The organism is Pseudomonas sp. SWRI154 (genome assembly GCF_014268645.1).
Classification (GTDB): domain Bacteria; phylum Pseudomonadota; class Gammaproteobacteria; order Pseudomonadales; family Pseudomonadaceae; genus Aquipseudomonas; species Aquipseudomonas marvdashtae.
The window spans coordinates 68,883-92,972 of record NZ_JABWQW010000007.1; the positions used below are offsets into that span (position 1 = coordinate 68,883).

General features: G+C 59.5%; 16 protein-coding genes. 13 read left to right on the plus strand and 3 right to left on the minus strand.

Going from position 1 to position 24,090, the window contains the following annotated elements; translation table 11 throughout:
• Window positions 1-28: 28 nt before the first annotated feature.
• Window positions 29-1,423 carry a PhoH family protein gene (locus tag HU806_RS08445; protein WP_186610960.1) on the minus strand — a complete coding sequence of 465 codons (1,395 nt, stop codon included), beginning with the start codon at window positions 1,421-1,423 and terminating at the stop codon, window positions 29-31.
• A gap of 334 nt (window positions 1,424-1,757) precedes the next feature.
• Window positions 1,758-2,882 (minus strand): polysaccharide deacetylase family protein, encoded by a 1,125-nt coding sequence (locus HU806_RS08450; RefSeq protein ID WP_186611068.1) that lies wholly within the window; start codon window positions 2,880-2,882, stop codon window positions 1,758-1,760.
• Window positions 2,883-3,114: 232 nt separating this feature from the next.
• Here HU806_RS08450 and yaaA point away from each other — a divergent pair, with 232 nt between their 5' ends.
• The 13 genes from yaaA to HU806_RS08515 all read left to right on the plus strand — a co-directional run bounded on the left by yaaA (window position 3,115) and on the right by HU806_RS08515 (window position 21,194).
• Window positions 3,115-3,894: a peroxide stress protein YaaA gene (gene yaaA, locus HU806_RS08455; protein WP_186610961.1), complete on the plus strand. Its 780-nt coding sequence runs from the start codon at window positions 3,115-3,117 to the stop codon at window positions 3,892-3,894.
• An 808-nt stretch (window positions 3,895-4,702) separates the two neighbouring features.
• The gene (locus HU806_RS08460; protein WP_186610962.1) at window positions 4,703-6,019 is read left to right on the plus strand and encodes a nucleotide sugar dehydrogenase; all 1,317 of its coding nucleotides are present in this window, start codon (window positions 4,703-4,705) and stop codon (window positions 6,017-6,019) included.
• 109 nt (window positions 6,020-6,128) lie between these two features.
• Window positions 6,129-7,610: a mannuronan synthase gene (gene alg8 / locus HU806_RS08465; RefSeq protein WP_189672404.1), complete on the plus strand. Its 1,482-nt coding sequence runs from the start codon at window positions 6,129-6,131 to the stop codon at window positions 7,608-7,610.
• Window positions 7,611-7,645: 35 nt separating this feature from the next.
• Complete coding sequence (locus tag HU806_RS08470) at window positions 7,646-8,815, plus strand: alginate biosynthesis protein Alg44 (protein WP_186610963.1); 1,170 nt, start codon at window positions 7,646-7,648, stop codon at window positions 8,813-8,815.
• A 15-nt stretch (window positions 8,816-8,830) separates the two neighbouring features.
• A complete protein-coding gene (algK, locus tag HU806_RS08475) occupies window positions 8,831-10,315 on the plus strand; it encodes an alginate biosynthesis TPR repeat lipoprotein AlgK (RefSeq protein ID WP_186610964.1) in 1,485 nt (494 codons plus the stop codon).
• Window positions 10,316-10,320: 5 nt separating this feature from the next.
• Window positions 10,321-11,805 (plus strand): alginate export family protein, encoded by a 1,485-nt coding sequence (locus tag HU806_RS08480; RefSeq protein ID WP_186611070.1) that lies wholly within the window; start codon window positions 10,321-10,323, stop codon window positions 11,803-11,805.
• 26 nt (window positions 11,806-11,831) lie between these two features.
• Window positions 11,832-13,424: a mannuronan 5-epimerase AlgG gene (algG, locus tag HU806_RS08485; RefSeq protein WP_186610965.1), complete on the plus strand. Its 1,593-nt coding sequence runs from the start codon at window positions 11,832-11,834 to the stop codon at window positions 13,422-13,424.
• A gap of 12 nt (window positions 13,425-13,436) precedes the next feature.
• Window positions 13,437-14,888, plus strand: a complete 1,452-nt coding sequence (locus HU806_RS08490; protein ID WP_186611071.1) for an alginate O-acetyltransferase — start codon at window positions 13,437-13,439, stop codon at window positions 14,886-14,888.
• An 11-nt stretch (window positions 14,889-14,899) separates the two neighbouring features.
• Entirely contained in the window at window positions 14,900-16,036 is a 1,137-nt protein-coding gene (locus HU806_RS08495; protein WP_186610966.1) for a mannuronate-specific alginate lyase, read from the plus strand.
• Between the two features lie 120 nt (window positions 16,037-16,156).
• Window positions 16,157-17,722: an MBOAT family O-acyltransferase gene (locus HU806_RS08500; RefSeq protein WP_186610967.1), complete on the plus strand. Its 1,566-nt coding sequence runs from the start codon at window positions 16,157-16,159 to the stop codon at window positions 17,720-17,722.
• 11 nt (window positions 17,723-17,733) lie between these two features.
• A complete protein-coding gene (locus HU806_RS08505) occupies window positions 17,734-18,909 on the plus strand; it encodes an alginate O-acetyltransferase (protein WP_186610968.1) in 1,176 nt (391 codons plus the stop codon).
• A 14-nt stretch (window positions 18,910-18,923) separates the two neighbouring features.
• Window positions 18,924-19,589 carry an alginate O-acetyltransferase AlgF gene (locus HU806_RS08510; RefSeq protein ID WP_186610969.1) on the plus strand — a complete coding sequence of 222 codons (666 nt, stop codon included), beginning with the start codon at window positions 18,924-18,926 and terminating at the stop codon, window positions 19,587-19,589.
• A gap of 153 nt (window positions 19,590-19,742) precedes the next feature.
• A complete protein-coding gene (locus HU806_RS08515; RefSeq protein ID WP_186610970.1) occupies window positions 19,743-21,194 on the plus strand; it encodes a mannose-1-phosphate guanylyltransferase/mannose-6-phosphate isomerase in 1,452 nt (483 codons plus the stop codon).
• A gap of 80 nt (window positions 21,195-21,274) precedes the next feature.
• On the opposite strand, the gene HU806_RS08520 is transcribed toward HU806_RS08515, so the two are convergent.
• Window positions 21,275-24,079, minus strand: a complete 2,805-nt coding sequence (locus HU806_RS08520; protein WP_186611072.1) for an RHS repeat domain-containing protein — start codon at window positions 24,077-24,079, stop codon at window positions 21,275-21,277.
• Between the last annotated feature and the right edge of the window lie 11 nt (window positions 24,080-24,090).

A 24,090-nucleotide genomic window follows, 5' to 3' on the forward strand; every position in this document is an offset into this window, starting at 1 on the left:
GCTTGCAGCTTAAAACTTGTAGCTGATTTTAGAGATGCGATTCGGCGTATTCGGCCAGGATCGAGCGCGGTACGCCCTGCAGGGTGATATGGACCCCGTTGGGGAAATCCTTGAAACGTTCGGTCAAGTAGGTCAGCCCGGAGCTGGTCGCGGACAGGTAAGGGGTGTCGATCTGCGCCAGGTTACCCAGGCACACCACTTTGGAACCGGCACCGGCACGGGTGATGATGGTTTTCATCTGGTGCGGGGTCAGGTTCTGGCATTCGTCGATCAGGATCAGGCTCTGCTGGAAGCTGCGGCCTCGGATGTAATTGAGGGATTTGAACTGCAACGGCACTTTGCTGAGGATGTAATCGACGCTGCCATGGGTGCTTTCATCATCCATGTGCAAGGCTTCGAGGTTGTCAGTGATGGCGCCCAGCCAAGGCTCCATTTTTTCCGCTTCGGTGCCGGGCAGGAAGCCGATTTCCTGATCCAGACCCTGCACGCTGCGGGTGGCGATAATGCGCCGGTAGCGCTTGCTGACCATGGTCTGTTCGATGGCGGCGGCCAGGGCCAGGATGGTCTTGCCGGAACCGGCGGCGCCGGACAGGTTGACCAGGTGAATGTCCGGGTCGAGCAAGGCGAACAAGGCCAGGCTCTGGTAGATATCACGCGGCTTGAGGCCCCACGCCTCCTGATGCAGCAAGGGCTCTTGGTGCAGGTCGAGAATCAGCAGCTTGTCGACCTGAATTTCCTTGATCCAGCCGACGAATCCCTGTTCATCGATAATGAATTCATTGATGTGCACTGCCGGCAGGTTGTCGATCAGTTGCACCTGGTGCCAGGTGCGACCATGGTCCTGGCGAGTCTCGACCTTGCTCACACGGTCCCAGAAGGAGCCAGTCATGTTGTGGTAGCCGTTGGGCAGCAGCGATACGTCGTCGACCAGCTGGTCGGTGCTGTAGTCCTCCGCCGCGATTCCGCAGGCACGGGCCTTGAGGCGCATGTTGATGTCTTTGGTCACCAGCACGACAGCTTGGTCCTTGTTGCGCGCGTGCAGGTCGATCAGCTGGTTGATGATGATGTTGTCGTTCAGGTGTTCAGGCAGCACCAGGTTGGGTTCGGTGCGTTTGCTCATCAGGATCGAGAGCAAGCCCTTGGGACCACTTTTGCCGCGCTGGATCGGCACGCCGAGCTCAACGTCTTCCGGGGAGGCATCACCCAGGGTCTTGTCGATCAGGCGGATCGCCTGCCGGCATTCGGCCGCAACGCTGTGGTGCCCGCTCTTGAGCTTGTCCAGCTCTTCAAGCACGGTCATCGGGATGGCAACGTGGTGTTCTTCGAAGTTCAGCAGCGCGTTTGGATCGTGGATCAATACGTTGGTATCGAGTACATACAGGATTGGCTGGTTGGAGGAAGGGCTACGTCCGTGGTCATCCATACTCGGTCACCTTTGTGGGGGCCATTCGACGCAATACCGTGACAGTGCTGCGCCTCGAGGTAGCCACCGAATTCACCCGCGGGGTTCAGGTGAACTGCACACAATATGGGTCTTGGAAGACGCCACCTGTGTTGCAGGTTTCGGCGGTCTGACTTCTTGATACTCCAAAACCCATGACAGGAAAAAGTACTTTGACGCTTTTTTGAAGTTTATTTTTCAGAGTGACGAATAACCCTTGGCGTACCGCCGCCGCGCCGTTAAAGTCGGAAGTCGGGTCGCCCCGAATGCACGACAGAATTCCCTCCTCGCCCAACGTTTACGGGGCTTTTGCTTTTCAGCGAAACGCGTCCTGGCAATCCTCCCAACCGATCCCGCTTTGCGCCGTTTGCGCAATGAGCCAGGGCATCGCCGTTTTGACCGCATCCTGCTTGGCGTTGAAATTGATGACGCCGTGGCGCCACAGCAACATCAGGGTCAGCACGCGCTGGGCACTTTGCTCGGGCTTGAGGCGGTTGGTGCTGTCCTGGGGATCGATATCCCATAGCGCCACTTGCAGGCCCTGGGTCCTGAAAAAGGACTGGGCATCTCCTCGACGCTGGCCTTGGGGTGGGCGGAACAGCGGCACGTAATTCTCGGGTAGCTTGCCCTTGACCAGATCGACGCTGCGCCGTACCGAGTCCTGCCAATCCTGCCAATAGCTGTGGGAGCGGAACTCCCAGCCCTGCACCCCGACGCATTGCCCGGAATACAGCGCCTGGAGATCATTGACCGAGCGATCCACGAGCCGCGCCTGGAAGTCCTTGCCCAGCACAAAGAAAGTGCCGTTGATGTTCGACTTGCGCAGGTACTCGGTCAGCCACGGTGTATTGTCCGGCGCGACGTTGGCGCCGCTGTCAAAGGTCAGCAAGAACAGTCGATCGTTCATCGCCTCGCCGTTGCGTTCGTAATCGCCGAAGCGCTCGATTTCGCTGCTGACCTGGGGAAACAGTGCCGCCTTGCGCAGCAACTCGTCCCGATATTGCGTATGGAAGATCCGGCTCGGCTCGGCCCACTTGATGTAATAGGAATTGTCATCGAGCTGGAACCTGCCCGCTTCTTCACGCAGGGTCGCCATGTCTTCGACCAGGTAACAAAACGACGCATCCAATCCGCAACTGCGCTGGGCAAAGTTGTAGCTGGACAGCAGCCGCTGCCACAGCCGTGCCCGCAGGGCGTTGACCGCTGCCATGTTCACCGTGCGTAGCCCCAGATACTGCTTGAGGGCTATTTCATCCATGGCATCCACGTCCAGCAACACCCGCGCAAACATCAGGACCTCTGCCCGCGAGGCCACATCGAACAAGGTCGGGCTGGTGAGTTGCTCAGGCCAGGCGCTGCGGTCCAGGGTGGCGACGTCGTTGGGCGCGGCGATGACGCCGAGGCTCAGCAACCAGGCCGATAGAAGAAGGGCGATGCGCAAAAGGGATGTCTCCATAACGAAACCCGCGCGGGATGATAGCTGATCCAGAGGGAGTACCCATTGGCAAACTGGCGAGGGCGTTTTTGTGGCGAGGAGCTTGCTCCCTCGCCACAAAGGCTTCCTGCAATCAAGCACGTTCAATCCGCCCGCCACCCATCCCCTATCACCTCAATAGCTGGAGTCCCCCCAAACAACCCCCTAGAATCGCCGCACCCTTAAAGGAGACGTTTGCATGCTGATGGTGATTTCCCCCGCCAAGACCCTCGATTTCGAAACACCGCCGGCCATCGAGCGCTTTACCCTGCCGCAATACCTGGATCACTCCCAGGAACTGGTCGAGCAGTTGCGAGAACTGTCACCGACCCAGATCAGCGAGCTGATGCACGTTTCCGACAAGATCGGCGGCCTCAACGCCGCGCGGTTCGGCAGCTGGAATCCGGCATTTACGCCAGGCAATGCCAAACAAGCACTGCTGGCCTTCAAGGGGGATGTCTACACCGGTCTCGACGCACAAAGCCTCGGCGAAGCCGATTTCGATTACGCCCAGCAACACCTGCGCATGCTTTCGGGCCTGTATGGCCTATTGCGCCCACTGGACTTGATGCAACCCTATCGCCTGGAAATGGGCACGAAGCTGGCCAACGCCCGAGGCAAGGATCTTTATGCATTCTGGGGCACCCGTCTCAGCGAGTGGCTGAACGAAGCCCTGGCCGACCAGGGCGACGACCTATTATTGAACCTGGCGTCCAATGAATACTTCTCGGCGGTCAAGCGCAGTGCACTTAACGCTCGCGTCATCGATACCGAATTCAAGGACCTGAAGAACGGCCAGTACAAAATCATCAGCTTCTACGCGAAAAAAGCCCGCGGCCTGATGAGTCGGTTCGTCATAGAGCAACGCATCAATGACCCGGCGCAACTCAAACACTTCGACGTACAGGGCTATCGCTATAACGCTGAACAGTCCTCTTCGCAAAAAATGGTCTTTCTGCGCGACAACGCCCCGCAATAACGCAACGTCTCTTTCAGGCCCCGATAAAGGGCCTCGATTGAAGCCATATGTGTCATCCCACTTCCCCACCCAACTTGCCACTTTCTTGGCGCCAATAAATCAAACACCCCTTGCGCTAACTTTTCTTTCACTCGACAAATGTCAGATTTTTCCGTAGTGGCACCAAAATTTTTAATCCGTAGTGGCACAAAACTATCGACCCCCTTTAAACGCCCGTAACTAAAGGGCAAAACCGCAAGTGCTATCAATATGAGGGCAGTGCCATCTAGGCAAATATTTCGAAAAATTTCGAAAATGGCGATGAGCGGATCGGAACTATGTGAAATTGCACGGCTCATACCACCCGTAACGATTCTCGCCGAGCGTGTACGAGATAACTTACGTGGGACGTCGTCCAAAGTAACCGAGTTGTCACGACAACTTAGCGAAACGGTCGTCTAATTGGATCCACACTTAAGGGACGGGAGATAACGCACCACTACTATCCCCTACAAGGCCAAGGCTGTGCCCCTATTAAGTGCTCCCCAGAGCACACAAGCTTCTGATTTTGTGGGCTTTTTGCCAGAAATCGGAGGTCAACGACCTTTTGCACGGACGTCCCGACAACGAGGACTGGCTGCATAACAGGGCAGGTCATAACAACTAGGCCGCTTTGCGCACAACTTGAGTGCAATTATTTAGACACTCGGAACTTAGTATGCCTGCACACGGCATTGTGGCGCCTGCATTCCACACTTCCGAGTGCTCGATGACCGCTGAACACTATTAACTCCGGCCATTTATTGGCGTGAAAACAGAGGTAAATGCGATGCGCATTAGCATATTTGGTTTGGGTTACGTCGGTGCAGTATGTGCCGGTTGCCTGTCTGCACGGGGCCATGATGTAGTTGGCGTAGATGTCGCCAAAGACAAAATCGACATGATCAACGCCGGTAAATCTCCGATCGTTGAACCGGGTCTTGGCGAGCTGTTGGCGCAAGGCATTCAAACAGGTCGCCTGCGCGGTACCACCAACTTCGCCGAAGCAATTCGCGATACTGACCTGTCGATGATTTGTGTCGGTACGCCAAGCAAAAAGAACGGCGACCTGGAACTCAACTACATCGAAGCAGTGTGCCGCGAGATTGGTTTTGTCCTGCGTGACAAGACCACCCGTCATACCATCGTGGTTCGCAGCACCGTGCTGCCAGGCACCGTGGCTAATGTGGTCATCCCCATCCTCGAAGACTGCTCCGGCAAGAAAGCCGGCGTCGACTTCGGCGTCGCGGTCAACCCTGAGTTCCTGCGTGAAAGCACCGCGATCAAGGACTACGACCAGCCGCCAATGACCGTCATCGGCGAATTCGACACCGCCTCCGGCGACGTCCTGCAATCGCTGTACGAAGAACTCGACGCACCGATCATCCGCAAGGACATCGCCGTTGCCGAGATGATCAAGTACACCTGCAACGTCTGGCACGCCACCAAGGTGACCTTCGCCAACGAGATCGGCAACATCGCCAAGGCCGTCGGCGTCGATGGACGTGTCGTGATGGACGTGGTCTGCCAGGACAAGGCCCTGAACCTGTCCCAGTACTACATGCGCCCAGGCTTCGCCTTCGGCGGCTCGTGCCTGCCAAAAGACGTGCGTGCCCTGACCTACCGCGCAAGCTCGCTGGACGTAGAAGCGCCGCTGCTCAACTCGCTGATGCGCAGCAACGAATCCCAGGTGCAGAACGCCTTCGACATCGTCTCCAGCCACGACAAGCGCAAAGTCGCCCTGCTGGGCCTGAGCTTCAAGGCCGGCACTGACGACCTGCGTGAAAGCCCACTGGTAGAACTGGCGGAAATGCTGATCGGCAAGGGTTTCGACCTGAAGATCTACGACAGCAACGTCGAATACGCACGCGTCCACGGTGCGAACAAGGATTACATCGAGTCGAAGATTCCTCACGTCTCGTCCTTGCTCAATTCCGACTTCGACGCGGTGATCGACAGCTCCGACATCATCATCCTCGGTAACCGCGACGAGAAGTTCCGCGCGCTGACCGAGAACGTACCGGAAGGCAAGCAGGTCATCGACCTGGTTGGTTTCATGTCCAAGGCCACCTCCCCGAGTGGCCGGACCGAAGGTATTTGCTGGTAAAGCAGCCGCAAGCTTCAAGCTGCAAGCCTCAAGCTCAAAGCCCGTTTGCTTGAGCTTGCAGCTTGGAGCTTGCCCCTTGCAGCTTGCAACTGACTTTAGGATACCGATTATGCACAGGCTAAAGAACGGCCTGCTTCAGGCCGCCGGTTGGCTGTTTTACTTGAGTTTATTGATGGGCATCGCCACGGCGTTGCCCACGTCCACGTTCGACGCCGATTCGAAGGATTTCATTTTCCTGATCGGCGCCGTGGGCATTTGGCGTTACTCCATGGGAGCGACGCATTTCGTGCGCGGCATGATCTTCCTGTACATCGTCTACCCACACCTGCGCCGCAAGGTACGCAAGTTGGGCAAGGCGGCGGATCCGTCCCACGTGTACCTGATGGTCACCAGTTTCCGCATCGACGCGCTGACCACCGCCCAGGTCTATGGCTCGGTAATCCGCGAAGCCATCGAGTGCGAGCTGCCCACCACCGTGGTCTGCTCCATCGTCGAAAAATCCGACGAATTGCTGGTCAAGAGCCTCTGGGCCCGCATGAATCCGCCGGAGCGGGTCAAGCTGGACTTCGTGCGCATCCCTGGCACCGGCAAGCGTGACGGCCTGGCCTACGGCTTCCGCGCCATCTCCCGCCACCTGCCGGATGACCGCGCCGTGGTTGCCGTGATCGATGGCGACACCGTCCTGGCCGAAGGCGTGGTACGCAAGACCGTGCCGTGGTTCCAGCTGTTCGGCAACGTCGGCGGCCTGACCACCAACGAATTCTGCGAAGTGCGCGGCGGCTACATCATGAGCGAGTGGCATAAGCTGCGTTTCGCCCAGCGTCATATCAACATGTGCTCCATGGCCCTGTCCAAGCGCGTGCTGACCATGACCGGGCGTATGTCGGTGTTCCGCGCCACTGTGGTGACCAATCCGGACTTCATTGCCGACGTGGAAAGCGACTCGCTGCAACACTGGCGCCTGGGCCGCTTCAAGTTCCTCACCGGCGACGACAAATCTAGCTGGTTCAGCTTGATGCGCCTGGGCTACGACACGTTCTACGTGCCGGATGCGGCGATCAACACCGTCGAGCACCCGCCGGAAAAAAGCTTCATCAAGGCGAGCCGCAAGTTGATGTTCCGCTGGTACGGCAACAACCTGCGGCAGAACTCCCGGGCCCTCGGCCTGGGTATGCGGCGTCTGGGCTTGTTCACTTCGGTGGTGCTGTTCGACCAGCGCGTATCGATGTGGACCTCGCTGCTGGGCTTGACCGTGGCGATCATCGCCAGCTTCAAGTACGGCACCGCGTTCATCCTGGTGTACCTGCTGTGGATCGGCATCACACGGTTGCTATTGACCTTGTTGCTGTCGTGCTCCGGACACCGGATCGGCCCGGCCTACCCGGCGATTCTCTATTACAACCAGATCGTCGGCGCGCTGGTGAAGATCTACGTGTTCTTCCGCCTCGATCAACAATCCTGGACTCGCCAGCCCACCCACCTGACCCGTGATCTCGCCAGCTTTCAACGTTGGTTCAACACTTGGTCGTCTCGGACCATGACCTTCTCCGCCGGCAGCATCTTTGTCGCCGTGCTGCTGACGATGGTCTGACCGGACTTGAATGAATTAACTAGGAAATCGCCCCTATGAACACCGCCGTGAATGTCAACGTAGTGCATGAATCCGAAGCCCAACGCCAACACGCCCGGGTCAAAATCCCGGCCAAGTTGCGCTTCTTCGGCCCTGACCGTACGCCCATGGAAGTCAAGGTCCTGGACCTGTCCGCCGGTGGGCTGTGCTTCAACGCCGGTCAGTTGCCGCTCAAGGTTGGCGAGACCTACAAGGCTCGCTTGCAGTTCGTGATCGACAACCTTGGCCTGGCCATGGACGTGGAACTGCAGATCCGCTCCTACGACCGCCAGACCGGCCGTACCGGTTGCCAGTTCCAGAACCTGGAGCCGCGGGACATCTCGACGCTGCGCCACATCATCACCTCGCACCTGGCCGGCGACATCGTCGGCGTCGGCGACGTGTTGGCGACGCTGCAGCGCGACAACTTCACCAAGGCCCGCAAGCAGAAAGATGACAACGGCGGCATGAGCGCCTTCGGTCGCCTGCGCGCCGTGACCTTCAGCCTGGGGATTTTCATCGTCGGCCTGGCGGCGTTCGGTTTCATCTTCAAGTCGGTATATGGCATGTACTTCGTCAGCCACGCCCAGGCCGGCATCGTCAATGTACCGGGCATGGCCATTACCATGCCGCGCGACGGCACCGTGCAAAGCCTGGTCAAGGCCGACGGCCTGGCGGCCAAGGGCGCCCCGCTCGCGACCTTCAGCACCAGCATGCTCGACGTGCTCAAGGGCCACTTGGACGACAACCAATTGCAGCCGGCCAAGGTTGAAGAACTGTTCGGCAAGCAAATGACCGGCACCCTGACCTCGCCATGCGACTGCATCGTGGCCCAGCAGCTGGTTTCCAACGGCCAGTACGCCAGCAAGGGCGACGTGATTTTCCAACTGGTTCCACGTGGCGCCGAAGCCAACGTCGAAGCGCGCTTCTCCTATCGCCAGTTCGGCGACGTGCGCCCAGGCACCCCGGTCAGCTTCCAGGTGGCCGGCGAAGACACCACCCGCACCGGCAAGATCGTCAGCAGCAGCAGCCTGAAAAGCGCTGACCTGTCTTCCGACATCCGTGTGCTGATCCAGCCTGACGAAGCCCTGGACAGCTCCCTGGCCGGCCGTCCGGTGGAAGTTGTCAGCGACCGTGGCCCGAACCTGAACTGGCTGATCGACAAAGCCATGGCCGTTGGTCTTTAAGTCGAGGATATGCCCGTGACCATTATAAAAATCCTTAACACCCCACAGAGCCTGTGGGAGCGAGCATGCTCGCGAAAGGATCAACGCGGTCAGGATGAGATGCCGCAAGCGCGTTCCCAAGTGGGAACCCTGTGTGCCTTGGCATTGGCCGTGAGCCTGGCCGGTTGTGCCGGCCTGCCCGACCAACGCCTGGCCAACGAAGCCCTCAAGCGCGGCGACACGGCGTTGGCGCAGCAGAACTATCAGCAATTGGCAGACCTGGGCTACAGCGAAGCCCAGGTGGGCCTGGCCGATATCCAGGTGGACAGCCGCGACCCCGAGCAGATGAGAAAGGCCGAGGCGACCTACCGCGCCGCCGCCGACATCTCGCCACGGGCCCAGGCTCGCCTGGGTCGCTTGCTGGTGGCCAAGCCCGGTTCCACCGAAGCGGAAAAGCATGAAGCCGAAGGTTTGCTGAAAAAGGCCTTCGCCAACGGTGAAGGCAACACGCTGATCCCGCTGGCGATGCTGTACCTGCAATATCCCCACAGCTTCCCGAACGTCAACGCCCAGCAGCAGATCAGCCAATGGCGCAGCGCCGGTTATCCGGAAGCTGGCCTGGCGCAAATCCTGCTCTATCGCACCCAGGGCACTTACGACCAGCATCTGGACGAAGTGGAAAAGGTCTGCAAGGCAGCCTTGGCCACCACCGACATCTGCTACGTCGAACTGGCCACGGTCTATCAGAAACGCGCTCAGCCCGAACAGCAGGCTGAACTGCTCAAGCAGATGCAGGCCGGTCACGCCCAAGGCGTAGTGTCTGCCCAGCGTGTGGACAGCGTCGCTCGTGTCCTGGCCGATTCGAGCCTGGGCAAGACCGACGAGAAAACCGCCCAGTCGCTGCTCGAAGGCATCGCCCCCGGCTACCCCGCTGCCTGGGTCAGCCTGGCGCAACTGCTTTACGACTTTCCCGAGTTGGGTGATGTCGACAAGATGATGCAGTACCTGGAAAACGGCCGGGCCGCCGACCAGCCGCGTGCCGAAGTGCTGCTGGGCAAGCTGTACTACGAAGGCAAGTGGGTGCCGGCTGACGCCAAAGTCGCCGAGGCACATTTCCAGAAAGCCGTTGGCCGTGAAGTGTCCGCCGACTACTACCTCGGCCAGATCTATCGCCGTGGCTACCTGGGCCAGGTGTACTCGCAAAAAGCCCTGGACCACCTGCTCAAGGCCGCCCGCAACGGCCAGAACAGCGCTGACTACGCCATTGCCCAGCTGTTTTCCCAAGGCAAGGGCACCAAGCCCAACCCGGTCAACGCCTACGTGTTCAGCCAGTTGGCCAAGGTACAAAACACCCCGCAAGCCACCGAACTTGCCCAGACCCTCGAAGCACAATTACCGCCGGAACAACTTGCACAAGCGCAACGCCTGCTACAACAAGAGCAGGCCATTCGCGGCGCCATGAGCCCCGATACGCTGGAACTGCAAGCCCTAAAAGAAGATGACGGCGAGGAACCTCTATGAAGCTTTTGAAGCTCAATCCTTTTGTTCAGGCTGGTATTGGCCTGTCGTTTGCCCTGCTGTGGTCCTGCCCGACCCTGGCGGCACTGACCGATAGCAAGAATTTCGGCCTGGAAGTGAAGATCACCGGCCAGTCCGAAGATGACCGTGACCTCGGCACCCAACGCGGTGGTGACGTCAACGGCGTCGGCCTGGACCTGCGTCCATGGGTCTACGGGGAAAGCGGCGCCTGGAGCGCCTACGCCATGGCCCAGGCCGTGACGTCGACCGACATCATCGAGACCGACACCCTGCAGCAGTCGGACGACGCGACCCAGCAAACCGACAGCGGCGACCGCGAGGCCAAGAAAAGCTACCTGGCCATGCGCGAATTCTGGATTGGCTACCGGGGCCTGACCCCTTATCCGGGCGAACAGTTGAAGTTCGGTCGCCAGCGCCTGCGCAACGACGACGGTCAATGGCGCGACACCAACATCGAAGCCCTGAACTGGACCTTCGACACGACGTTGCTACGGGCCAACCTCGGCATCGCCGAACGCTTCAGCGAATACCGCACCGACCTCAAGGAGCTGTCGCCACAGGACAAGGATCGCATGCACGTCTACGGTGACGTCGGCTATCAGTGGATGCCTGGCCAGTGGGCAGGTATCCGTGCCCACCATTCCCATGACAGCGGCAGCCTCGATTACCCGACCCCGGGCGAAGCCACCGACACCCTGGACAAGACTCAGAACGGCGACTTGACCTGGCTCGGCCTGGAAGCCAACAGCGACGCCTACAACTGGCGCAACACCAACACCGTCAATTACTGGGCAAGCCTTACCGGCATGACCGGCGACCGCGACACGGTCAATCCGCTCGATGCCGACGGCACCCGTCCCGCGCAACTCAAGCGCAGTGACGACGTCGACGGCTGGGCCACCGACCTGGGTATCCGCCTGCGCCTCGACCCGCAATGGCAAGTCGGTGCGGCCTATGCCCGCGCCAGCGAGGACTACGAACAGAACGGCCTGCAAAGCAACCGCTCGAACTTCACCGGTACTCGCTCGCGGGTCCACCGTTTCGGCGAAGCCTTCCGGGGCGAAATGGCCAACACTCAGAGCGCCAGCCTGTTCGGGTCCTGGCAGCTGCGCGACGAATACGACGCCAGCCTTGTGTACCACAAGTTCTGGCGCGTGGACGGCAACAAGCCGGTGGGTAGTAACGGCACCAATGCCGTGGAAAACAACACCGATGACGTGACCGGCGCCATCCTGTCCACCTCGTCCCTGCCGCTGCGTGATGGCAACAAGGACTTGGGCCAGGAAGTCGATCTGGTCGTCACCAAATACTTCAAGCAAGGCCTGCTACCGGCCGCGCTGAGTCAATCCATTGATGAGCCGTCGGCGCTGGTGCGCTTTCGTGGCGGCGTATTCAAGCCAGGCGACGCCTACGGCAAAGAGGTCGATTCGTACATGCATCGCGCCTTTGTCGACGTGATCTGGCGCTTCTGATGCGAACGGCCATGGGAGTGCCCGATATGAACCGCTACCTCAGGAACAGCCAGGCGATGAAACGTTCGATCAGCCTGTTGGCCGCAGCGATGCTGCTGGCCGGCTCGTCGGCGTTCGCCAACGTTGAACCGGCGGTCAAGCCGGGCAACGTGGCCAAGGAACTGCAAAAGGCCAAGACCTACACCGTCAGCAGCGCGCCAACCGCACCGCTGGAGCTGGCCGCCCCGACCCTGCCCGACCTCTCCGGCTACACCGCCGAAGCGGTCGCGGCCAAGATCGTGCGCAGCAAGCCCGGCAAGGTCAGCGTGCGGCGGATGATGCAGGAAAACGCCTTGAAGGACTTCATCGGCGGCGACAACAAGATGGCCGAGTGGGTGGTGCGCCAGCACGGCATCCCGCAGGCCATCTTCATCGACGACGGCTACATGAACCTCAAGGACCTAGTCAAGAAGGTGCCCAAGCAATACCTCAAGGAAACGTCGCCAGGGGTTTTCCTGGCGCGGATTCCGATCGTGGTCGGCGAAAAAGGCATCCTGGAGATCGACAAACAGACCCAGGAACTGCGCCTGTCCCAAGAGGGCGGCGCGTTCCTGGTCAACGATGGCAAGATGTTCATCCGCGACACCAAGGTCACCGGCTGGCGTGAAAAGGACAACGGCCCCGCCACGTTCCGTTCGCCCAATGAATTTCGTCCGTTCCTGCTGTCCTGGGGCGGCACCGAGACCTACATCGTCAACACCAAGATGGCCAGCTTCGGCTACGCCAACAGTAAGTCGTATGGGGTGAGTATTTCCCAGTACACGCCGAACATGGCCAAGGTCCTCAAGCGCAAGGAACCGACCGGTTGGATCATCGGCTCCGAGTTCTCGGACATGTGGTACGGCTTCTACTGCTACGAGACCAATGACTTTGTGGTCAAGAGCAACACCTACAAAGACAACATCGTCTACGGCATCGACCCCCACGACCGTTCCCATCGGCTGATCATTGCCGACAACACCGTCTACGGGACGAAGAAGAAGCACGGGATCATTATTTCCCGTGAGGTCAACGACAGCTTCATTTTCAACAACCGCAGCTACGACAACAAACTCTCGGGCCTGGTGATCGACCGGAACAGCGTGAACAACGTGATCGCCTACAACGAGATCTACAAGAACCACACCGACGGCATCACGCTCTATGAGAGTGGTGACAACCTGTTGTGGGGCAACAAGGTAATCAGCAACCGGCGCCACGGCATCCGGATTCGTAACAGCGTGAACATCCGCCTGTACGAAAACCTGTCCATGGCCAACGGCCTGACCGGTCTTTATGGCCACATCAAGGACCTGTCGGACACCGACCGGGACATCAAGCTCGATCCGTTCGATACCGAGGTGTCGCTGATCGTGGTCGGTGGTGAATTGGCCGGCAATGGCAGCGGCCCGTTGTCCATCGACTCGCCATTGAGTGTCGAGCTGTACCGCGTGTCCATGCTCGCGCCGACCAAATCCAGCGGCATCAGCTTCACGGGGATCCTTGGCGAACGCCAGGACGAAATTCTCGACCTGCTGGTGCGCCAGCAAAAAGCCGTGCTGATCGACCCTGTCGAACGCCAGACCGAAATGCGGGACTGAGGAATGACCTTTATGAACCCACAGATGATCAAACTCCTGGGCCTGTCCGCCCTGACTGCCGGCATTCTCGCCGCCACAAGTGGCGCGCGTGCCGATGAAATCAAGGCACCGACCTTTACCGCTGAACCATGCTGCAACCTCTGCCCTGCCGCCCATGACGCGAAGAACTACACCACGCGCTACCAGCAGAACTTCACCACGCTGGTACAGGCCCAGGGTGACTGGCTGTTCCGTACCCAGGAAGACCTGCGTACTGAATTCAACACCACGCCGGCCGGCTACAAGCGCATGCAGCAGCTGCACGATGCCTTCAAGAAAAAAGGCGTCGAGCTGGTGATCGTCTACCAGCCGACCCGTGGCCTGGTGAACCGCAACAAGCTCAACCCGCAGGAAAAGGCTTCCTTCGACTACGAAAAGGCCCTGGCCAATTACAAAACCATGCTCGGTCGTTTCGCGCAGATGGGTTACGTGGTGCCGGATCTGTCGCCACTGACCAACGAAAACCTGCCCGAAACCCTGCCGGCCCACGACTTCTACTTCCGCGGCGACCAGCACTGGACCCCATACGGCGCACAGCGCACAGCGAAAATCGTCGCCGAGAAGGTCAAGCAGATCCCGGCCTTCGCTGACATTCCCAAGCAGGAATTCGAGACCAAGAAGTCCGGCCGCATGGGCAAGACCGGCACCCTGCACAACATGGCCGGGCAGCTGTGCGGCACCAGCTACGCGATCCAGTACATGGACCAGTTCACCACCGAGCCCAAGGGCGAGGCCGGCGACGGCGACCTGTTCGGCGATTCCGGCGATCCACAGATCACCCTCGTGGGCACCAGCCACAGCGGCAAGAACTACAACTTCGCCGGCTTCCTGCAAGAAGCCATCGGCGCCGACATCCTCAACGTGGCCTTCCCCGGCGGCGGTTTCGAGGGCGCGATGATCCAGTACCTGGGCAGCGAAGAGTTCCAGAAGAGCCCGCCGAAGATTCTCATCTGGGAATTCTCGCCGCTGTATCGCCTGGACCAGGAAACCATCTACCGCCAGATGATGGCGCTACTGGACAACAACGGTTGCGAAGGCAAGCCGGCGCTGATGAGCAGCAAGGCCAAGCTCAAGCCGGGCAAAAACGAATTGATGGTCAACAGCAAGAATATGGACCTGCGTAACGGCAGTCACCAGATCGATATCCGCTTCGCCGACACCTCGGTGAAAACCTTGCAAGCCACCCTCTGGTACATGAATGGGCGCCACGAGGACATCAAGATCGAAAAACCGAACACCTCCGAAACCGACGGACGTTTCGCCTTCCAATTGCGCACCGACGAGGACTGGGCTTCGCAGAACCTGCTAGCCGTTGAAGTCCAGGGCCCAGAAGCCGGTAAAGAGCCACTGCAAATCGAAGCGAAAGTCTGCAAACGCAACGCATCTTCGCAAGCCGAGCAACAAACGGCTCAAATCGGACAATGAGGTCTCGTCTCATGACTAGAACCATGCGCACCCGAACGTTGAAAACGCTGCTGGCGCCGTCGCTGCTGGCCTTGGCGATGTTCGCCGGGGCCACGCAGGCCGCGGCCCCGCTGCGTCCGCCGCAGGGCTACTTCGCACCGATCGAAAAGGTCAAGGAAGGTAATGGCGGCCAAAGTTGCGATGCCGTGCCGACGCCGTATACCGGCTCGCTGCAGTTTCGCAGCAAGTACGAGGGCTCCGACAAGGCTCGCTCGACACTGAACGTGCAATCGGAAAAAGCCTTCCGCGACAGCACCGCCGACATCACCAAAATCGAACGTGGCATTAGCAAGCAGGTCATGCAGTTCATGCGCGACGGACGTCCCGAGCAGCTGGAATGCACGCTGAATTGGCTGACCGCCTGGGCCCAGGCCGATGCGTTGATGTCCAAGGACTTCAACCACACCGGCAAGTCCATGCGCAAATGGGCCTTGGGTAGCATGGCTTCGGCCTACGTGCGCCTGAAGTTCTCCGAGTCGCGCCCGCTGGCCAACCGTCAAGAGCAAGCGCAATTGATCGAAGGCTGGTTCAGCAAGATGGCTGATCAAGTCGTCAGCGACTGGGACAACCTGCCGTTGGAAAAAACCAACAACCACTCGTACTGGGCCGCTTGGTCGGTAATGGCCACATCCGTGGCGACCAACCGTCGCGACCTGTTCGACTGGGCCGTCAAGGAATACAAGGTAGGCGTCAACCAGGTCGATGCCGAAGGCTTCTTGCCCAATGAGCTCAAGCGCAAGCAACGGGCCCTGTCCTACCACAACTATGCCCTGCCGCCGCTGGCGATGATCGCCAGTTTTGCCCAGGTCAACGGCGTGGACCTGCGCCAGGAAAACAACGGCGCCCTCAAGCGATTGGGTGACCGCGTGCTGGCCGGCGTCAAGGACCCGGATATCTTCGAAGAGAAAAACGGCGAAGAGCAGGACATGAAAGACCTGAAGATCGATTCGAAATTTGCCTGGCTCGAACCGTTCTGCAGCCTCTACACCTGCTCCGAAGACGTGCTGGAACGCAAGCATGAAATGCAGCCGTTCAAGACCTTCCGCCTCGGCGGTGACTTGACTCGGGTGTACGACCCTTCGCATGAGAAAGGCGAAAAAGGAAGCTGACGCCGTTCTCTCTGCCTGGCAGGGAAGTGGTCTGTTTCAAATGCAATGCCCCCCGGTTTTCATGGGGGGGTTTGGGGGGGCTCTGGCCCTTGACTGTTGATTCAACATGGAGAGATCGGGATGGTATTTTCATCCAATGTGTTCCTGTTCCTATTCTTGCCGATCTTTCTCGGCCTGTATTACTTGAGCGGGCAACGCTATCGCAACCTGCTGCTGCTGATCGCCAGCTACGTGTTCTATGCCTGGTGGCGGGTGGACTTCCTGGCCCTGTTCGCAGGCGTGACCCTGTGGAACTACTGGATCGGCCTGAAAGTCGGCGCCGCCGGTGTGCGCACCAAACCGGCCCAGCGCTGGCTGCTGCTCGGCGTGGGCGTGGACTTGGCGATCCTCGGCTACTTCAAATACGCCAACTTCGGCGTGGACAGCCTCAATGCGATCATCACCAGTTTTGGTCTGAACCCGTTCATCCTGACCCACGTACTGTTGCCGATCGGGATCTCGTTCTACATCTTCGAGTCCATCAGCTACATCATCGACGTCTACCGCGGCGACACCCCGGCGACCCGTAACCTGATCGACTTCGCGGCATTCGTGGCGATCTTCCCGCACTTGATTGCCGGTCCCGTGCTGCGTTTCCGTGACCTGGCCGACCAGTTCAACAACCGCACCCACACGCTGGACAAGTTCTCCGAAGGCTGCACGCGCTTCATGCAGGGCTTCATCAAGAAAGTGTTCATCGCCGACACCCTGGCGGTGGTGGCCGACCATTGCTTCGCCCTGCAAAACCCGACCACCGGCGATGCCTGGCTCGGCGCCCTGGCGTACACCGCGCAGCTGTACTTCGACTTCTCCGGCTACAGCGACATGGCCATCGGCCTGGGCTTGATGATGGGTTTCCGCTTCATGGAAAACTTCAAGCAGCCGTACATCAGCCAGTCAATCACCGAGTTCTGGCGTCGCTGGCACATCAGCCTGTCGACCTGGCTGCGCGATTACCTCTACATCACCCTTGGCGGTAACCGCAAAGGCACGCTGATGACCTATCGCAACCTGTTCCTGACCATGCTCCTGGGTGGTCTGTGGCACGGCGCGAACATCACCTACGTGATCTGGGGCGCCTGGCACGGTATGTGGCTGGCCATCGAGAAAGCGGTGGGTATCGACACCAACCCACGCAGCATCAACCCGATCCGCTGGGCGCTGACGTTCCTGCTGGTAGTGATGGGCTGGGTGATCTTCCGTGCAGAGAACCTGCACGTGGCCGGTCGCATGTACAGCGCCATGTTCAGCTTCGGCGACTGGTCGCTGTCGGAGCTGACCCGTGCCAACCTCACCGGCCTGCAAATCGCTACGTTGGCGGTGGCCTACATCACCCTCGCCTTCTTCGGCCTGCGCGACTTCTACACCAATCGTCCGCCGGTCAAGGCCAAGCCTGAACAGAGCACCGAAGCCAACGGTCCTGCTACCGCGCAACCGGGGCTGATCAAAGCCGTACCGGGCGACAACCCGTCGACCATCCATGAACCGGGCTACACCGTCGGCGTCGAAGCCCAGGTGCAACCGGCCTACTGGACTGTGGACTGGTCTCGCTACGTGATGCGCACCCTGGTGTTGGTGCTGTTCATCGCCTCGATTCTCAAACTGTCGGCGCAAAGCTTCTCGCCGTTCCTTTACTTCCAGTTCTGAGGGATCCGGACATGACCCGCTCATTACGCATCTTCTACGTCGCGCTGTTTATGCTGATCCTGACAGCCCTGGGTATTTGGTCGATGCGCAGCTTCTTCGGCTTCAGCACCAACCCGGATGCAACCGTGCTCAACGGTCGCTGGGCCAAGGCCGTGGAAACGCATTACGACGAAGAGTTTCCGATCAAGCGCCTGGGCACCAACATCTGGGCGGCACTGGACTACAAGCTGTTCAACGAAGGCCGCAAAGGCGTGGTCCTGGGCCGCGACCAGTGGCTATACAGCGACGAAGAGTTCAACCCGATCGTCAACGAAGAACAGAACCTGCAGGACAACTACGCGCTGGTCGAAGGCGTGCGCCAGAAACTCAAGGAACAGGGGATCACCCTGGTCATGGCGATCGTCCCGGCCAAGGCGCGGCTGTACCCGGAACACTTGGATGAAGTGAAGCCTTCGAGCATTCACGCCAACCTGTACCAGGATTTCCACGCTCGCGTGGCGGCAGACAAGATCCTCGCCCCGGACCTGCTCGGCCCGATGCAACAGGCCAAGCAAAGCGGCCAGCAAGTGTTCCTGCGCACCGACACCCACTGGACGCCGGAGGGCGCGCAAATCGCTGCGGAACATCTGGCCAAGGCGATTGCCGAACGTACTCCTCTCAACGGCGAACCACAGCGTTTCGTCACCACGCCTGCGGAAAAGATCATCCACAAGGGCGACCTGCGTCAGTTCCTGCCGCTGGATCCGCTGTTTGAAAACCTGATGCCAGCCCAGGAGCCGCTGGTCAAACGCAACACCCGCGAAGCCGACGACCAGCCGGCCAGCGATGACGCGTTGTTTGCCGATGCCCAGGTGCCCGTGGCCCTGATCGGTACCAGCTACAGCGCCAACCCAACCTGGAACTTCGTCGGTGCACTCAAGCAGGCCCTGCACAGCGACGTCGTCAATTACGCCGAAGACGGCCATGGCCCGATTCTGCCGATGCTCAGCTACCTCAAGAGCGACGCCTTCAAGAACAGCCCGCCACAAGTGCTGATCTGGGAGTTTCCAGAACGTTATTTGCCAGTGAACAACGAGATCGGCGACGCCGATCCGCAGTGGGTCGCCGAGCTCAAGCAAGCCGGTGCCCGCCAACAGAACGTAGCTGCTAACACACAATCCGAGACGCCCGACCGGGCGCAAAACTGAAAGAGAGGTCCACCATGACTTTCAACACTACTCCTCGCCGTCTCGCTGCTCGCTCCTTCAAGGCCGTTGCCCTGGTCGCCAGCATGAGTGCCCTTTCGTTCGCCGCCTTCGCCGGTGACTCAGCCCTGTACGGCCCGGTCGCGCCAAAAGGCTCGAGCTTCGTGCGCGTCTACAACGCCAGCAACGCCGAAGTCAGCGCCACCGTCGGCAGCACCAACATCAGCGACGTGGCCCCGTTGGCCAGCAGCGACTTCAGCTTCATGCCTGGCGGCGACTACAGCGCCAAGGTGGGCAGCCAGACCGTTCCGGTTAAACTGGCTTCCGATCACTATTACACCCTGGTCAACAACGCCACCGGCCAGCCACAACTGATCGAAGAACCACCGTTCAAGAACAAGCAGAAATCCCTGGTACGCGTGCAGAACCTCACCGACAAGGCGTTGACCCTCAAGACCGCTGACGGCAAGACCGAAGTGGTTCCGAACGTAGCGGCCAAGGGCCGTGGCGAACGTGAAATCAACCCGGTGAAAGTAAGCCTGGCCCTGTTCGAAGGCGACAAGAAAGTCGGCGACCTCAAGCCAGTTGCCCTGGAACGCGGCGAAGCAGCCGTGCTCTACGTGACCGGCTCGGGCAGCAGCCTGTCGCCAGTATGGGTCAAGCGTCCGGCTTCCACCCGATAAGAGCAGCGGCGAGCTTTAAGCTTCAAGCGGCAAGCTTTGACTTGTAGCTTGAAGCTTGAAACTTGCAGCTGCCCTCCTGGAACAACAACAAGAGAGTGAAACGACAGAACGCAGTAGCTCTAAAACCATTTCGATTTTGTAGGAGTAACACACATGATTCCGGTGATCTTGTCAGGTGGTAGCGGCTCACGTCTTTGGCCGCTTTCGCGCAAGCAATTCCCTAAACAGTTCCTGGCCCTGACCGGCGAGCACACCCTGTTCCAACAGACCCTCGAGCGCCTGGTGTTCGAAGGCATGGACACGCCAATCGTGGTCTGCAACAAAGACCACCGCTTCATCGTCAACGAGCAACTGTCCGCTCGCAACCTGGAAGCCCAGCGCATCCTGATGGAACCGTTCGGGCGCAACACCGCGCCGGCCGTGGCCCTGACTGCGATGATGCTGGTCAACGAAGGCCGCGACGAGCTGATGTTGGTGCTGCCGGCCGACCACGTGGTGGAAGACCAGAAAGCCCTGCAACGCGCTTTGGCCCTGGCCACCGTGGCCGCCGAGCGTGGCGAAATGGTCCTGTTCGGCGTACCGGCGACCAAGCCGGAAACCGGCTATGGCTATATCAAGTCGACCAACGATGCCCTGCTGCCTGAAGGCGTCAGCCGCGTCTCGCACTTCGTCGAAAAACCCGACGTCAAGCGCGCCACCGAGTTCGTCGAAGCCGGCGGCTACTTCTGGAACAGCGGCATGTTCCTGTTCCGTGCCAGCCGTTTCCTCGAAGAGCTGAAAAAGCACGATCCGGACATCTACGACACCTGCCTGCTGACCCTGGAGCGCAGCGAGCAGACCGCCGACACTATCACCTTCGACGAAGCCACCTTCGCCTGCTGCCCGGACAACTCCATCGACTACGCCGTCATGGAAAAAACCCAGCGCGCCTGCGTGGTGCCGCTGTCGGCTGGCTGGAGCGACGTCGGTTGCTGGGCGTCGCTGTGGGAAGTCAACGCAAAAGACACCAACGGCAACGTCACCAAAGGCGACGTCGTGATCCAGGACAGCCGCAATTGCATGATCCATGGCAACGGCAAACTGGTATCGGTGATCGGCCTGGACAACATCGTCGTGGTCGAAACCAAGGACGCCATGATGATCGCCCACAAGGACAAGGTCCAAGGCGTCAAGCAACTGGTCAACACCCTCAACGCCCAGGGCCGCAGCGAAACCCAGAACCACTGCGAGGTCTATCGTCCGTGGGGCTCCTATGACTCGGTGGACATGGGCGGGCGTTTCCAGGTCAAGCACATCTCGGTCAAGCCGGGCGCGTGCCTATCGCTGCAAATGCACCACCACCGCGCCGAACACTGGATCGTGGTCAGCGGCACCGCCGAAGTGACCTGCGACGAGAACGTGTTCCTGCTCTGCGAAAACCAGTCGACCTACATCCCGATCGCGTCGGTGCACCGCCTGCGCAACCCGGGCAAGATCCCATTGGAAATCATCGAAGTGCAGTCCGGCAGCTACCTGGGCGAAGATGACATCGAGCGTTTCGAAGACATCTACGGTCGCTCCACTCCGATCGAACGTGGCGTGTCGGTGAAGACCATCGCGCAGTAACGATCAGCCATACAAGAAGCCCCCATCCAGCCCACTGCGTCCCCTATCCGCAGCGGGTTGGGCGGGGGCTTTTTTTGGGTTCAGGCGGCGAGCCGCCTAGGGCCTGATGTCACGGCTTTTTTAAGCCACGTTTTGACTTTTATCGAGCCAGGAATCTTGATTTCAAGACTGCCTCCGAAGGCTGTATCGATCTTATCGAGCAGGGCGCGAGGCTCCATTCTTCCGACTTGTACAGCAGGAACTGCTGATTTTGCCAACAGCATTGCCTTCAAGTCTTTCAAATGACCTCTCACCATAGGTACCGTCTCGAGTTTCGAGTGCTCCGGGGCCAGAACATCTGGAGAGGCGAAAAACTCCACATTTTTGAAGTCCACGCCAAGAGCCTCTTGCAACGCCTGCTCGTCTTCAAGATCGTACTCAGCATAGTGAGTCGCCGAAGCGAGAAACGCGCGATCATTTACCTCATCATTAATGACCAAGAGAAAAAAGGTGAAGCCCATATTGCCTGCCTGGGTCCAGTCTTTTTCATTTGTGTTACCGCTCTTGTCCCCCAGCTTCTTCACGCCCCGTTGAACCAAGGCAAAATTCGAGGTGATTTCACTGAATGGCGGCTCGCCGCCGGACTGAGTGTAGTGCCGCAACTTGAAACGCTTATCCTCTGTTTTTGCCATGACGTTGGGCGCTGCCTTGGCTGTTATGAAATTCAATTTACCCGCTGTAATTTCTTCCATCATGGTGAAAGGTAGTTGCCTGTCCTTATCACTGTACTTAGCCGAATAACGGTCGAAAATGCCCTTTGCCGTTAGCTTAGGTTCAGATACGAATTCAAGTCGCCGAAACGGCGCAGCAGGACTGATGAACGGCGCTTTCTCATCTTTTTTTGTCTCCGGTCCGCTCACCACATCCTCTTTTCCGCGCCCATCCGTATCCACAAAAGTAAGCGGATTGTCTCCCACCATCGCGTATAGATTCAAACCCTCCACCGCCCCCGCCGGATCCGGATTCACCCAACGCTGCAACCACGGGACGTAATAACGAAAACCGTAGTAGTAAAGCCCCGTCGCATCCCGCTCCTTACCTGAATAACGGACCGTCTTGTAATCCACCTCGATTGCATCATCCCCAGCCAGATAAGCCGTTTCACCAAACGGATAAAAGTGCTCCCGGCTGATAACCCGCCCGTCCTGGGCAAGCTCCAGGCCGACCGAGCCCAGGTGATCGGCAATGCTGTATCGATACAGATCGTTTTCCCCGGTCGGCGGTGCGCTTTCCCAATGCAGCACTTGGACGCTGCCGAGACCGCCCTGGCCGACGATCACTTGTAGCGCCTCGCCGGTGCCGCTGTCTGCGCGCAGTTCCAGCCCCGGCAAATAACGCACCTCGGCGGCCAGCGTGCGAGCGCCGGTTTGCAGGGTGCGGAGCTTGCGAACGCGCTGTCCGCCGCCATCGTAGACATACGCTTCACTGTCGTTAAGCCCCGAGGCGCGTTCGACGGGCGTGACCGAACTCAACTGGTTGCGCAAATCCCACGCCAGGAACCGGCCCGCATCCAGTTCCAGGCAATTGCCCCGCGCATCGAACGCGGCGGCGATTTCCTCTTCCGTGGGCGGCACGCCATTGCGGTATGGCAGGCAGCGATTGCTGTACTGGGCCGCTTTGATTTCCCGGCCATGGCTTTGGGCACCGACGTGCGTCAGCTCCAATAAATTACCGGCCTCGTCGTAGCGGTAGGCCTGCCGGTAATTGCTCACCGCCGCCGGGTCGTTGCGCCCCACGGATTCGGGTCCCTGGTTGACGGCGCCCGCCTCCCACCCGGTGGCTTCGATCAGTTGGTAGAGACTGTCGTAGGCAAAGCGGCTGACCGGCTCGATGCGCTGGTTGGCGAAATAGCGGACCGGCTGCTTTTTGTCTTCGATGCTCAATACGTTGCCCATGGGGTCATAGGCGTAAAGCAAATGTTGCAGAACATCGCCCGCGCGCACGGCTTGGCGTTCTATCAACCGACCGTCTTCCGAGCTGTAGGTGAGCGTGGTCTGGACGCCGTTGCCGGCAGTTTCCTGTTCGATCTGCCCCCGGGCGTCGTAGCGAATATCGCTCACCAGCGACTGCCAGGCCCCCATCCCCTCCAATTGCAATTGACTGCCAGACAACCGACCATCGAGCGTCAGGCTTTGCCGTTGTCGATTTGCCCTGGCGTCGACCTGCTCCAGCACATCCCCCAGCGGCCCGACGCGCCACGTCGAAACGGCGCCGTCGCCAGGTTCAAGCAAGAGCTCGCGATCGGCTTCCGACTCCGGCCAGTCAGCTGGCGCGGCATCGAGAATGAAACGACGATCCTGGACAAGGTTTTGCCCGGTCAGGGCAAACGACGCCAGCACCAGCGTCCCCGCCGGGTCGTCGTGACGAATCAATTGGCCATGCTGATTGTGGTCTTGATCGCCCTGGCCGGGGTATCCGTAGGTCATGCGCTCGGTGCAGCGACGTGGCTGGCTGGTGCCTTGCTCGAACACGGCCACGGGATGCAGGGAGTCATCATAGAGGGTCGCCTGCTGCGTCCCTCGGCCATCCCAACCGAGTAAACCTTCACCGGCGAGGCCCGACAGACCGACCTGCATGCCCGCGTCAACGCTGTCCGTATGCAGCGTGGCACCGGAGAGCGAATAGATCGCAGAGAGATTGGCCGGTGCCGGTTCGCCGGCTTCAAGCAGGGCCCACAAACGCGGATCCCACTGTTTAATCACGCGCCCGCCCACGTCAAAGAGGCTGCGGTCGATGCGCCGCTGCGCGGGGCCATGCTCGACGTTGCGGCAATAGCCGACCGAACGCACCGGCAAACCGCGCGGGTCGACAGCAATCAGTGTTGGTGTTTTATGATCCAAGCCCATTTCCAAGACGT

Bases quoted from the DNA above. Each gene is read 5' to 3' on its own strand.
- HU806_RS08445 (WP_186610960.1), bottom strand. From the start codon at position 1,423: ATGGATGACCACGGACGTAGCCCTTCCTCCAACCAGCCAATCCTGTAT.
- yaaA (WP_186610961.1), top strand. From the start codon at position 3,115: ATGCTGATGGTGATTTCCCCCGCCAAGACCCTCGATTTCGAAACACCG.
- HU806_RS08460 (WP_186610962.1), top strand. From the start codon at position 4,703: ATGCGCATTAGCATATTTGGTTTGGGTTACGTCGGTGCAGTATGTGCC.
- alg8 (WP_189672404.1), top strand. From the start codon at position 6,129: ATGCACAGGCTAAAGAACGGCCTGCTTCAGGCCGCCGGTTGGCTGTTT.
- HU806_RS08470 (WP_186610963.1), top strand. From the start codon at position 7,646: ATGAACACCGCCGTGAATGTCAACGTAGTGCATGAATCCGAAGCCCAA.
- algG (WP_186610965.1), top strand. From the start codon at position 11,832: ATGAACCGCTACCTCAGGAACAGCCAGGCGATGAAACGTTCGATCAGC.
- HU806_RS08490 (WP_186611071.1), top strand. From the start codon at position 13,437: ATGAACCCACAGATGATCAAACTCCTGGGCCTGTCCGCCCTGACTGCC.
- HU806_RS08495 (WP_186610966.1), top strand. From the start codon at position 14,900: ATGACTAGAACCATGCGCACCCGAACGTTGAAAACGCTGCTGGCGCCG.
- HU806_RS08500 (WP_186610967.1), top strand. From the start codon at position 16,157: ATGGTATTTTCATCCAATGTGTTCCTGTTCCTATTCTTGCCGATCTTT.
- HU806_RS08505 (WP_186610968.1), top strand. From the start codon at position 17,734: ATGACCCGCTCATTACGCATCTTCTACGTCGCGCTGTTTATGCTGATC.
- HU806_RS08510 (WP_186610969.1), top strand. From the start codon at position 18,924: ATGACTTTCAACACTACTCCTCGCCGTCTCGCTGCTCGCTCCTTCAAG.
- HU806_RS08515 (WP_186610970.1), top strand. From the start codon at position 19,743: ATGATTCCGGTGATCTTGTCAGGTGGTAGCGGCTCACGTCTTTGGCCG.
- HU806_RS08520 (WP_186611072.1), bottom strand. From the start codon at position 24,079: ATGGGCTTGGATCATAAAACACCAACACTGATTGCTGTCGACCCGCGC.